The organism is Pseudomonas moorei, assembly GCF_008801475.1.
GTDB classification, from domain to species: Bacteria; Pseudomonadota; Gammaproteobacteria; order Pseudomonadales; family Pseudomonadaceae; genus Aquipseudomonas; species Aquipseudomonas moorei.
Map to the genome: position 1 here is coordinate 42399 of NZ_VZPP01000017.1, position 11773 is coordinate 54171.

Annotated in this window: 10 protein-coding genes; 7 read left to right on the forward strand and 3 right to left on the reverse strand. The window is 58.1% G+C overall.

What is annotated here, in order from left to right; all coding sequences use genetic code 11:
* The first annotated feature begins 180 nt into the window (after window positions 1-180).
* From F7R06_RS26720 to F7R06_RS26730, 3 genes are all read left to right on the forward strand, one after another.
* A complete protein-coding gene (locus F7R06_RS26720; protein ID WP_007947798.1) occupies window positions 181-1452 on the forward strand; it encodes a YeaH/YhbH family protein in 1272 nt (423 codons plus the stop codon).
* Window positions 1449-3011: a SpoVR family protein gene (locus F7R06_RS26725; RefSeq protein WP_090325717.1), complete on the forward strand. Its 1563-nt coding sequence runs from the start codon at window positions 1449-1451 to the stop codon at window positions 3009-3011. The genes F7R06_RS26720 and F7R06_RS26725 overlap by 4 nt, the downstream gene beginning before the upstream one ends.
* Before the next feature lie 63 nt (window positions 3012-3074).
* Window positions 3075-4304: a multifunctional CCA addition/repair protein gene (locus F7R06_RS26730; protein ID WP_090325718.1), complete on the forward strand. Its 1230-nt coding sequence runs from the start codon at window positions 3075-3077 to the stop codon at window positions 4302-4304.
* A gap of 73 nt (window positions 4305-4377) precedes the next feature.
* Here F7R06_RS26730 and folK read toward each other — a convergent pair whose 3' ends face one another.
* A complete protein-coding gene (gene folK, locus F7R06_RS26735) occupies window positions 4378-4896 on the reverse strand; it encodes a 2-amino-4-hydroxy-6-hydroxymethyldihydropteridine diphosphokinase (RefSeq protein WP_090325719.1) in 519 nt (172 codons plus the stop codon).
* Window positions 4887-5243 (reverse strand): dihydroneopterin aldolase, encoded by a 357-nt coding sequence (folB, locus tag F7R06_RS26740; RefSeq protein ID WP_015097071.1) that lies wholly within the window; start codon window positions 5241-5243, stop codon window positions 4887-4889. The genes folK and folB overlap by 10 nt, the downstream gene beginning before the upstream one ends.
* 74 nt (window positions 5244-5317) lie before the next feature.
* On the opposite strand from folB, the gene plsY reads away from it, so the two are divergent.
* Window positions 5318-5887: a glycerol-3-phosphate 1-O-acyltransferase PlsY gene (gene plsY, locus F7R06_RS26745; protein WP_090325720.1), complete on the forward strand. Its 570-nt coding sequence runs from the start codon at window positions 5318-5320 to the stop codon at window positions 5885-5887.
* Window positions 5888-5910: 23 nt separating this feature from the next.
* Here plsY and tsaD read toward each other — a convergent pair whose 3' ends face one another.
* A complete protein-coding gene (gene tsaD, locus F7R06_RS26750) occupies window positions 5911-6936 on the reverse strand; it encodes a tRNA (adenosine(37)-N6)-threonylcarbamoyltransferase complex transferase subunit TsaD (RefSeq protein ID WP_090325721.1) in 1026 nt (341 codons plus the stop codon).
* 199 nt (window positions 6937-7135) lie between these two features.
* On the opposite strand from tsaD, the gene rpsU reads away from it, so the two are divergent.
* The 3 genes from rpsU to rpoD all read left to right on the forward strand — a co-directional run bounded on the left by rpsU (window position 7136) and on the right by rpoD (window position 11712).
* Window positions 7136-7351 carry a 30S ribosomal protein S21 gene (gene rpsU, locus F7R06_RS26755; RefSeq protein WP_002551877.1) on the forward strand — a complete coding sequence of 72 codons (216 nt, stop codon included), beginning with the start codon at window positions 7136-7138 and terminating at the stop codon, window positions 7349-7351.
* A 478-nt stretch (window positions 7352-7829) separates the two neighbouring features.
* On the forward strand, window positions 7830-9797 hold the full coding sequence (gene dnaG / locus F7R06_RS26760; protein WP_090325722.1) for a DNA primase: 1968 nt from the start codon (window positions 7830-7832) through the stop codon (window positions 9795-9797).
* Window positions 9798-9864: 67 nt separating this feature from the next.
* Window positions 9865-11712, forward strand: coding sequence for an RNA polymerase sigma factor RpoD (gene rpoD / locus F7R06_RS26770; protein WP_090325723.1), 1848 nt, complete (start codon window positions 9865-9867; stop codon window positions 11710-11712).
* The last annotated feature ends 61 nt before the right edge of the window (window positions 11713-11773 follow it).

Sequence of the window (11773 nt, forward strand, 5' to 3'; positions counted from 1 at the left end):
TGTCGTCAGCCCGAGGCCTGTTTACGCATTTTCTGTTACACAGGCCTCTGGAAGGTGTTCGAAAGGCAGTAGCGAGGTTCAGGCAGTATCCACAGCGCTTGGGGGAGCGTGTACATCCCTTGGCACTCGGTGTGCTGCTTGATTGCTTGCCCCTTTGAGGACAGCTTCTAAGGAGCAGTCATGAGCTATGTGATCGACCGACGTCTCAATGGCAAGAACAAAAGCACGGTGAATCGTCAGCGGTTTCTGCGGCGTTACCGTGATCACATCAAGAAGGCTGTCGAAGAGGCGGTCAGCCGGCGCTCCATTACCGATATGGAGCACGGCGAGCAAATCAGCATCCCTGGCCGCGACATTGACGAGCCGGTGCTTCACCATGGTCGCGGTGGCAAGCAGACAGTCGTGCACCCGGGTAACAAGGAATTCACCAGCGGCGAACACATTGCGCGCCCACCGGGAGGTGGCGGCGGCAGAGGGCCAGGCAAGGCCGGCAACTCCGGCGAAGGGATGGATGAATTTGTCTTCCAGATCACCCAGGAAGAATTCCTCGAATTCATGTTCGAGGATCTTGAGCTGCCGAACCTGGTCAAGCGCAACCTGACCGGCACCGACACGTTCAAAACCGTTCGCGCAGGCATCAGTAACGAGGGTAACCCATCGCGGATCAACATCATTCGCACCCTTCGTTCAGCCCATGCACGGCGAATTGCGCTGTCCGGCAGCAGCCGGGCCAAACTGCGTGAAGCGAAAGAGGAACTTCTGCGACTCAAGCAAGAAGAACCGGACAATTTCGGCGATATTCAGAAAATCGAAGCCGAAATTGAAAAACTCAGCGCACGTATCCATCGCGTTCCGTTTCTCGACACGTTCGACCTCAAGTACAACCTGCTGATCAAGCAGCCCAATCCAAGTTCAAAGGCCGTGATGTTTTGCCTGATGGACGTGTCTGGCTCCATGACTCAGGCGACCAAGGACATCGCCAAGCGCTTCTTTATCCTGCTCTACCTGTTCCTCAAGCGTAATTACGACAAGATCGACGTCGTGTTCATCCGCCACCACACCAGCGCCCGCGAAGTGGACGAGGAAGAGTTTTTCTACTCCCGCGAAACCGGTGGGACCATCGTGTCCAGCGCCCTGAAGCTGATGCAGGAAATCATGGCCGAGCGCTATCCGAGCAATGAGTGGAATATCTACGCCGCCCAGGCTTCCGACGGCGACAACTGGAACGACGACTCGCCGATCTGCCGCGACATCCTGATCAACCAGATCATGCCGTTCGTCCAGTACTACACTTACGTTGAGATCACTCCACGCGAACATCAGGCTTTGTGGTTCGAGTATGAACGCATCGCCGAAGCGTTCTCTGACACTTTTGCCCAGCAACAACTGGTCTCGGCCGGGGATATCTATCCGGTCTTCCGTGAACTCTTCCAGCGCAGGTTAGTGACATGACCGCCAAAGAGCAGAAGCGCCAACCCATTTCCACCGGCTCGGAATGGACGTTCGAGCTGATCCAGGCCTACGACAAAGAAATCAGTCGTCTTGCGGCCCGCTATGCGCTCGACACTTACCCCAACCAGATTGAAGTGATCACCGCAGAGCAGATGATGGATGCCTACGCCTCTGTCGGCATGCCCCTGGGTTATCACCACTGGTCCTACGGCAAACACTTCCTTAGCACTGAAAAATCCTACAGCCGCGGCCAGATGGGTCTGGCCTACGAGATCGTCATCAATTCGGACCCGTGTATCGCCTATCTGATGGAAGAAAACACCATCTGCATGCAGGCACTGGTGGTTGCGCATGCCTGCTATGGGCACAACAGCTTTTTCAAAGGCAATTACCTGTTTCGCACCTGGACAGACGCCAGTTCGATCATCGATTACCTGGTGTTCGCCAAGCAGTACATCATGCAGTGCGAAGAACGCCATGGCATCGACGCGGTCGAGGACCTGCTCGATTCCTGCCACGCCCTGATGAACTACGGAGTCGATCGCTACAAACGCCCTTATCCGATCTCCGCCGAAGAAGAGCGTCGCCGGCAAAAGGACCGGGAAGAACATATGCAGAAACAGATCAATGATCTGTGGCGTACCATTCCCAAAGGCGCAGACAAATTCAGCGACAAGGACAATGCGCGCTTCCCCGCCGAGCCTCAGGAAAACATCCTGTACTTCATCGAAAAACACGCGCCACTGTTGGAGCCCTGGCAACGGGAAATCGTACGGATCGTGCGAAAAATCGCCCAGTATTTCTATCCACAGCGTCAGACCCAGGTAATGAACGAGGGCTGGGCTACGTTCTGGCACTACACCTTGATGAACGACCTGTACGACGAGGGCCTGGTCACCGATGGCTTCATGATGGAGTTCCTGACGTCCCACACCAGCGTGGTCTTTCAACCCGGTTTCGACAGCCCGTACTACAACGGGATCAACCCTTACACCCTGGGGTTTGCCATGTACCGCGACATCCGGCGCATGTGCGAAGAACCCACGGAAGAGGATTACCGCTGGTTCCCGGAAATTGCCGGCACCGACTGGCTCGCGGCCATCAAATTCGCCATGAGCAGCTTCAAGGATGAGAGTTTCATCCTGCAGTACCTCTCACCCAAGGTGATCCGCGACCTGAAGCTGTTCAGCATTCTCGATGACGACCAGAAGGACGACCTGCTGGTACCGGCCATCCACGATGAAGGCGGCTATCGGATCATCCGTGAAACCCTCGCTGCCCAATACAATCTGGGTAACCGCGAACCCAACGTACAGATCTACAGCATCGACCGGCGCGGTGACCGCTCGTTGACCCTGCGCCACCAGCAACATGATCGCAAACCGCTGGGAGACTCCACCGAGGAAGTGCTCAAGCACTTGCACCGCCTCTGGGGCTTCGACATCCACCTGGAGACCCTGCAAGGCGACCAAGTGATGAAAACCCACCACGTTCCGCCCAGAGGCGAGCACGGCGAGGGAGATTACGGTCGACTGGATTTGGCCGTCATACATCTTTGATCCTGTTTCGGCCTCCGAAAGCTCGACGCAACGGTTATCCTGTCGAGCTAACGGAGGTTTTTTATGCGTACTTATAAAGTCGGCGGTGCCGTTCGAGATCGCCTGCTGGGCAAACCTGTCACCGATATCGATTGGGTTGTGGTGGGCGCCACCACCGAAGAAATGCTCGCCAAGGGCTTTCGCCCGGTCGGCTCGGACTTCCCGGTATTCCTTCACCCAAAAAGCGGAGAGGAATACGCCCTCGCCCGCACCGAACGCAAAAGCGGACGCGGTTACGGCGGCTTCACCTTCCACGCCAGCCCCGAAGTGACCCTTGAAGAAGATCTGATCCGTCGCGACCTGACCATCAATGCCATGGCCGAAGACGATCAACAGAACCTGACCGATCCGTACCACGGACAACGCGATCTTGAAGCGCGCCTGCTCCGTCATGTTTCCCCCGCGTTTGCCGAAGATCCCCTGAGGGTTCTGCGCGTTGCGCGCTTCGCGGCCCGTTATGCCGCGCTTGGCTTCACCGTCGCTCCCGAAACGCTGGAACTGATGCGTCAACTCAGCGAATCAGGTGAGCTGCAAGCACTGACCGCGGAACGCAGCTGGAAAGAAATCTCCCGCGCACTGATGGAAGATCAGCCACAAGTATTCATTGAAGTGCTGCGGGCATGCGGCGCACTAAAAGAACTGATGCCAGAAGTCGATGCATTGTTCGGCGTGCCGCAGCCACAAGCCCATCATCCGGAAATCGACACGGGCGCGCATACCCTGAGCGTGCTGGAACAAGCCGCACGCCACAAGCAACCGCTCACCGTGCGTTGGGCCTGCCTGCTGCATGATCTGGGCAAAGGCCTGACGCCGGAAGAAGAATGGCCTCGGCACATCGCCCACGAATTCAAGGGACTGAAACTGATCAAAGCGGTCAACGAACGCTTCAAGGCCCCCAAGGATTGTCAGGAACTGGCGCTGTTGGTGGGTGAATACCACACGCACGGCCATCGTGCCCTGGAGCTAAAGCCGTCGACGTTACTGGAGTTGCTGCAGAGTTTCGACGTTTACCGTCGACCGCAACGGTTCGAGGAATTTATCGCCGCATGCGAAATGGACGCGCGCGGACGCAGGGGTCTGGAGCAGCGAAGTTATCCACAAGTGGATTATCTGCGCGGGGCAGCGACTGCGGCACGCAGTGTTGCGGTGCAGCCATTGCTGGAGAAGGGGTTCAAGGGGCCGGAACTGGGTGAGGCGATCAAGCGTGAACGACTCAAGGCGTTGAAGGCCTACAAAGAGACCGCGTCGTTCTGACTGACGCCATCGCGGGCTAGCCCACAGGGATTGCATCGTACCTGTGGGCTAGCCCGCGATGGCGTCATGAATGTCACAACAAATCTGAAGGTGTCAGTTGAATGCCACGCCACTCAAAGGCCACGGGCGCCAGCACTTGATCAATCTGCGATTGCGCCCACAATGTGGCGAAACTCTTGCCGACGCCCGGATGAACTCGATCCGGCGCGATCAACGACAACGGCCACAGCACGAAGGCATTTTTCAGAATTTCCGCTCGCGGCAACACCAAACCATCGAAGTTGCCCACCAGATCACCGAACAGCAATACATCGATGTCCAGCGGCAAACCCTTGCGATCGGGCGCGTAGCGGCCATTGTCCGCCTCGATGAATTTCAGCCGGCGATCCAGTTCAATAAGAGGCAGATCGGTAAAGGCCGACACCACGAAATTGAAAAACGGCCCGCTCTTGATCCCCACCGGCTGGCTTTCGAAAACCGCCGAGCAGCGGATGTCCACCAGAAATCCTGCCAAAGCCTCCAGGCCGGCCTGCAAATGGGCTTCACGCTCGATATTGCTACCGAGACCGAGATACACCTGAGTCAGCGACATCCGCGCTCGATCTCCACACCCACACCGCCGGTAGCGGCCGGCACTGCACCGGGCTTGGTCAGCTTGAGACGCATCCAGGTGATTTTGAATTCGCTCATCAGCACTTCAACCAGACGCTCGGCGAAGGTTTCCACCAGTTGGTACTGCGCCTGCTCGGCAAAGGCCTGGATGCGCGACGAAACACTCGCGTAATCAAGCGCCAGGGTCAGATCGTCACCGGCGGCTGCCGGGCGATTATCCCAGGCGAAACTCAGATCAAGACGCAAGCACTGTCGGATGCCTCGCTCCCAGTCGTAGGCACCGATTACGGTGTCGACTTCCAGGCCTTCGATAAACACTCTGTCCAAGCACTTTTCTCCGCTACACGACAAGGGCGCAATGCGCCGTTAGAATCAGGGCTTCCTCGCCCGGAATAGTTAGCATGTTTTGGTTATTGGCGATCCTCGCCTACCTGCTCGGCTCTCTGTCCTTCGCCATTTTGCTCAGCCGCCTGACCGGTAACCCCGATCCGCGAATGAGTGGCTCGGGCAATGCCGGCGCCACCAACATGTTGCGCCTGGCCGGCAAAAAACTCGCCGTCCTGACTTTGCTCGGAGACCTCTGCAAAGGCCTGCTACCCGTGCTGATCGCCGGTTTTGCCGGGCTTTCCCTGCATGATCAGGCCTGGATCGGCGTCTGCGCCGTCATCGGCCACCTGTTCCCGCTGTACTTCCGCTTTCGCGGTGGCAAGGGTGTTGCCACCGCTGCCGGTATGTTGCTGGGCCTGTACCCGCCTGCGGCGCTACTGGCGGTCTGCGCCTGGCTGCTGACGTTCTACCTGACCCGCACCAGCTCACTGGCCGCCTTGATCGCTACGCCGCTGACCCTGCCGCTGCTGGCCTGGCAAGAACCCGGGGCGCTGCTGCCCATGAGCGCGCTCACGGGGATGATCGTCTGGCGTCATCGAGGCAATCTACGCGACCTGTTTGCCGGGCGCGAACGGCATTTTTAAATGCCGCCCGGTAGCGCCCATCATCACAGCGCCGAGAGCTGCTCCATCGGCCAACGCGCATGGACACTGATCGCCAGACTTTCCTGCTGACCGGCCTGCAAGCGCTGGCAGCCGGCAAAAGCGATCATCGCCCCATTGTCGGTACAGAACTGTGGACGGGCATAAAAAACATCGCCCTTCATGTCGCCGAGCATTTTTTCCAGGGACGTGCGCAGCGCCTTGTTGGCGCTGACCCCGCCAGCGATCACCAGACGCTTCATGCCCGCCGCCTTCAGGGCACGCTTGCACTTGATGGTCAAAGTCTCCACCACGGCCTGCTGGAACGCCAGCGAGATGTCGCAACGGGCTTGCTCACCGTCGTCCCCGGCGCTCACACACTGCTGCCAGGTGTTCAGGGCAAAGGTCTTCAGGCCGCTGAAGCTGAAATCGAGGCCAGGACGGTCACACATCGGACGCGGGAAGACAAAACGTCCTGCAACCCCTTGATCAGCCAGACGAGCGATTTCCGGGCCACCAGGATAGTTGAGGCCCATCATTTTCGCGGTCTTGTCGAACGCTTCGCCGGCGGCATCGTCCAGGGTCTCGCCCAAAAGCGTGTATTGACCGATCCCGTCGACCTGAACCAGCTGCGTATGACCGCCGGACACCAACAAAGCGACGAACGGAAACTCCGGCGGTTGCGACTCCAGCATCGGCGCCAGCAAGTGGCCTTCCATGTGGTGTACGCCAAGGGCCGGAATGCCCCAGGCGAAGGCCAGTGCCTGAGCACAGGAAGCGCCGACCAGCAGCGCCCCTACCAGGCCAGGACCCGCGGTATAAGCGATCGCATCGATCTCGGTCGGCACGCAGTCGGCTTCGGCCAACACCTGACGAATCAAGGGCAGCATGCGTTTGACGTGGTCACGCGAGGCCAGCTCCGGCACCACGCCACCATAGGCACGGTGCAGGTCGATCTGGCTGAACAGCGCATCGGCCAGCAGACCGCGCTCACTGTCATATAATGCGACACCGGTTTCGTCGCAGGAGGTTTCTAATCCCAGTACTAGCATGGGTTTGCGCCTTGTTTAGGCTGAATTCGAAGGCGCGCATAATAGTCGTCGCGTGATGCCCCGACCAGCGGTTTTCGATCAGAGGCTTTGCATTCCGTGCGATGAGGGGTTAACATCCGCAACCCTTAAAAACCGACGTCTTCAAGTGCTCTTTTGCCGCGAGGATGTTGACCCCGGTAATGAATGAAGGTAGCTCTGGATGCCAGCCGTCAAAGTAAAAGAGAACGAACCCTTCGACGTAGCTCTGCGTCGTTTCAAGCGCTCCTGCGAAAAAGCCGGTGTACTGGCTGAAGTTCGTAGCCGCGAATTTTACGAGAAGCCAACTTCTGAGCGTAAGCGCAAAGCAGCAGCCGCTGTTAAGCGTCACGCCAAGAAAGTTCAGCGCGAACAGCGCCGCGCCGTTCGTCTGTACTAATACACAGACGTTCGTAGCAAGCTTCTGCCAAGCCCGGCTCTTTGCCGGGCTAATGGCTTTGCGTAAACGCTTGATGCTTCACTGTCGAAGCCGCAGACGCGACCGAGACAAATCTGCTTTACCGCGTCAGACCTGGCTCTTTTGCCAGCGGTGCACGTCTTTTCTGACGAGCCTTTCAAGGCTACTGACGAGCACACCCACTGATTCCTCTCACGACGATCAGCCCAAGGCACCTCATGCGTGCAAATGATGAGCTATCCGAGGCCCATGACTGGCCGCAGCCGGATTCAGCGCAACACTTTCAAAAAGTCGAATACTGATTGGCATTAATGTCAGGGGATTTTCGGCAGATACACTTCCCGATAGCGATTACGCAGACGACACCGGTCGAGCCGCCCTTCTTGCGCACCTCAAACAACGACCTTCGTTCGACTACCCTTCGTTTCGGACTTCATTCAGCGCAGATGACGAGAACGCCATGGCCGGGCTAATTCCCCAGAGCTTCATTGACGACCTTCTGAACCGCACCGACATCGTCGATGTGGTCAGCTCTCGCCTGCAAATGAAAAAAGCCGGCAAGAACTACACAGCCTGCTGCCCGTTCCACAAAGAGAAAACCCCTTCGTTCAGCGTCAGTCCCGACAAGCAGTTCTATTACTGCTTCGGCTGCGGCGCTGGCGGCAATGCCCTGGGCTTCATCATGGACCACGACAACCTGGATTTCGTCCAGGCCGTCGAAGACCTGGCGAAGGCGGCCGGCATGGAAGTCCCACGGGAAGAAAGCGGCCGCGCGCACAAACCGCGCCAGCCGACCGATTCGCCGCTGTACCCGTTGCTCACCGCCGCGGCCGACTTCTACCGTCAGGCCCTGAAGAGCCACCCTTCGCGCAAAGCTGCAGTGGATTACCTGAAAGGTCGTGGTCTGACCGGCGAAATCGCCCGCGACTTCGGCCTCGGTTTCGCGCCGCCCGGCTGGGACAACCTGTTCAAGCACTTGAGCAGCGATACTCTGCAGCAAAAGGCCATGATCGATGCCGGCCTGCTGATCGAGAACGCCGAAACCGGCAAACGCTACGATCGCTTCCGTGATCGCGTGATGTTCCCGATCCGCGACAGTCGCGGGCGCGTCATTGCCTTCGGTGGCCGGGTGCTGGGCGACGACAAGCCGAAATACCTGAACTCACCGGAAACCCCGGTATTCCATAAAGGCCAGGAACTCTACGGCCTGTATGAAGCGCGCAAGAACAACCGCAACCTCGACGAAATCATCGTCGTCGAGGGGTACATGGACGTCATCGCCCTCGCCCAACAAGGTCTGCGCAACGCTGTCGCCACTCTGGGTACCGCCACCAGCGAAGAACATCTCAAGCGACTGTTTCGCGTCGTGCCCAGCGTGTTGTTCTGCTTCGACGGCGACCAGGCCGGTCGCAACGCCGCGTGGCGCGCACTGGAAGCCACTCTGCCAAGCCTGCAGGATGGGCGACGGGCACGCTTCCTGTTCCTGCCCGAAGGCGAAGACCCCGACACACTGGTACGCTCCGAAGGCACTGACGCCTTTCGCGCGCGAATCAACCAGCACGCCCAGCCACTGGCAGATTATTTCTTTCAACAGCTGACAGAAGAATCGGACCCGCGCTCCCTCGAAGGCAAGGCCCACATGGCCACCCTCGCAGCGCCGTTGATCGACAAGGTGCCGGGAGCCAACCTGCGCATTCTGATGCGCCAGCGCCTGACCGAAATCACCGGCCTGAGCAGCGAAACGGTCAGCCAACTGGCGCAAAGCGCGCCACAAGAGGCGCCGCCCGCTTACGACCCGGGCATTGATTACGACGCGATGCCCGATTACAGCGACTATCATCAGCCGCAATCGCAAGAAATGTATGTGCCGCAACAGGAATGGACGCCCAAGAAATCCGGTGCCGGCGGCAAAAAATGGGACAAAAAACCCTGGGACAAGAACGGCAAGCGTGGCGGCGATCGCGATCAACCACGTGCCCCGCGGATCCCGGCCGCCGTCGAACCACCGACCCTTGCCGCCTTGCGTACGCTACTGCATCACCCGCAACTGGCGGAAAAAGTCGAGGATGCCGGGCACTTTGCCGCCGAGGACCACACCAACACTCAACTGCTGGTGGCGTTGCTCGAAGCCGTGCAGAAGAATCCCAAGCTAAACTCATTTCAATTGATTGCACGTTGGCACGGCACGGAGCAAGGCCGTTTGCTCAAGGCCCTGGCGGAAAAGGAATGGCTGATTGAAGGGGACAACCTTGAACAACAGTTTTTCGACACCATTACTAGCTTGTCAGCCCGCCAACGCGAGCGAAACCTGGAACAACTGCTCAGGAAAGCACGTCAAAGTGAACTGAGCACAGAAGAGAAAAACCAACTGCGCGACCTATTAAGTCGCAATGTTTCCGCATCAAACCCGACCTCAACTGGCGCGTGAGGTCATAGCTCAGGTATAATCCTCGGCTTGTTTTTTGCCCGCCAAGACCTTCAGTGGATAGGGTGTTATGTCCGGAAAAGCGCAACAGCAGTCTCGTATCAAAGAGTTGATCACACTTGGTCGTGAGCAGGGCTACCTGACTTACGCGGAGGTCAACGACCACCTGCCGGAGGATATTTCAGATCCGGAACAGGTGGAAGACATCATCCGCATGATCAATGACATGGGGATCAACGTATTCGAGGTTGCGCCAGATAAGGATTCCCTTATGCTGGCCGACGCCGATACCGACGAAGCCGCGGCCGAAGAGGCAGCAGCTGCGCTGGCAGCGGTCGAGACCGACATTGGTCGCACTACCGACCCGGTGCGCATGTACATGCGCGAAATGGGTACTGTAGAGCTCCTCACGCGTGAAGGCGAAATCGAAATCGCCAAACGTATTGAAGAGGGCATCCGTGAAGTGATGAGCGCAATCGCGCACTTCCCTGGCACGGTTGACCATATTCTCTCCGAGTACACCCGCGTCACCTCCGAAGGTGGTCGCCTGTCCGACGTCCTGAGCGGTTATATCGACCCGGACGACGGCATTGCGCCGCCTGCAGCCGAAGTGCCACCACCGATCGATCCGAAAGCCGTGAAAGCGGACGACGATTCTGACGATGATGACGCCGAAGCCTCGGATGACGAAGAGGAAGCCGAAAGCGGTCCGGATCCGATCATCGCAGCACAGCGCTTTGGTGCTGTTGCCGATCAGATGGAAATCACCCGCAAGGCCCTGAAAAAGCACGGTCGCCACAACAAGGCAGCTATTGCCGAACTGTTGGCGCTGGCCGACTTGTTCATGCCGATCAAACTGGTTCCGAAGCAATTCGAAGGCCTGGTCGAGCGTGTTCGCAGCGCCCTGGATCGTCTGCGTCAGCAAGAGCGTGCAATCATGCAGCTCTGCGTTCGTGATGCGCGCATGCCGCGTGCCGATTTCCTGCGCCAGTTCCCGGGCAACGAAGTCGACGAAAGCTGGTCCGATGCCCTGGCCAAAGGCAAAAGCAAATACGCTGAAGCCATTGGTCGCCTGCAACCGGACATCATTCGTTGCCAGCAAAAGCTGACCGCGCTGGAAACCGAAACCGGTTTGACGATCGCCGAGATCAAGGACATCAACCGTCGCATGTCGATCGGTGAGGCCAAGGCCCGCCGCGCGAAGAAAGAGATGGTTGAAGCGAACTTGCGTCTGGTGATCTCCATCGCCAAGAAGTACACCAACCGTGGCCTGCAATTCCTCGACCTGATCCAGGAAGGCAACATCGGCCTGATGAAAGCGGTAGACAAGTTCGAATACCGTCGTGGCTACAAATTCTCGACTTATGCCACTTGGTGGATCCGTCAGGCGATCACTCGCTCGATCGCCGACCAGGCCCGCACCATCCGTATTCCGGTGCACATGATCGAGACGATCAACAAGCTCAACCGCATTTCCCGCCAGATGCTGCAGGAAATGGGTCGTGAACCGACGCCGGAAGAGCTGGGCGAACGCATGGAAATGCCTGAGGACAAGATCCGCAAGGTATTGAAGATCGCTAAAGAGCCGATCTCCATGGAAACCCCGATCGGTGATGACGAAGACTCCCATCTGGGCGACTTCATCGAAGACTCGACCATGCAGTCGCCAATCGATGTAGCCACCGTTGAGAGCCTTAAAGAAGCGACGCGCGAAGTACTCTCCGGCCTCACTGCCCGTGAAGCCAAGGTTCTGCGCATGCGCTTCGGTATCGACATGAATACCGACCACACCCTCGAGGAGGTTGGTAAGCAGTTCGACGTGACCCGTGAACGGATTCGTCAGATCGAAGCCAAGGCGCTACGCAAGCTGCGCCACCCGACGAGAAGCGAGCATCTGCGCTCCTTCCTCGACGAGTGATCACAAAACCCCCGGCCCTGGCCGGGGGTTTTGCTTTCCACAGATTAAATCCCCCGTCCTC

What these genes read in the sequence shown, in the direction of transcription:
- plsY (WP_090325720.1), top strand. Translation starts at nt 5,318, where the DNA reads ATGTTTTGGTTATTGGCGATCCTCGCCTACCTGCTCGGCTCTCTGTCC.
- dnaG (WP_090325722.1), top strand. Translation starts at nt 7,830, where the DNA reads ATGGCCGGGCTAATTCCCCAGAGCTTCATTGACGACCTTCTGAACCGC.
- rpsU (WP_002551877.1), top strand. Translation starts at nt 7,136, where the DNA reads ATGCCAGCCGTCAAAGTAAAAGAGAACGAACCCTTCGACGTAGCTCTG.
- rpoD (WP_090325723.1), top strand. Translation starts at nt 9,865, where the DNA reads ATGTCCGGAAAAGCGCAACAGCAGTCTCGTATCAAAGAGTTGATCACA.
- tsaD (WP_090325721.1), bottom strand. Translation starts at nt 6,936, where the DNA reads ATGCTAGTACTGGGATTAGAAACCTCCTGCGACGAAACCGGTGTCGCA.
- F7R06_RS26720 (WP_007947798.1), top strand. Translation starts at nt 181, where the DNA reads ATGAGCTATGTGATCGACCGACGTCTCAATGGCAAGAACAAAAGCACG.
- F7R06_RS26725 (WP_090325717.1), top strand. Translation starts at nt 1,449, where the DNA reads ATGACCGCCAAAGAGCAGAAGCGCCAACCCATTTCCACCGGCTCGGAA.
- folK (WP_090325719.1), bottom strand. Translation starts at nt 4,896, where the DNA reads ATGTCGCTGACTCAGGTGTATCTCGGTCTCGGTAGCAATATCGAGCGT.
- F7R06_RS26730 (WP_090325718.1), top strand. Translation starts at nt 3,075, where the DNA reads ATGCGTACTTATAAAGTCGGCGGTGCCGTTCGAGATCGCCTGCTGGGC.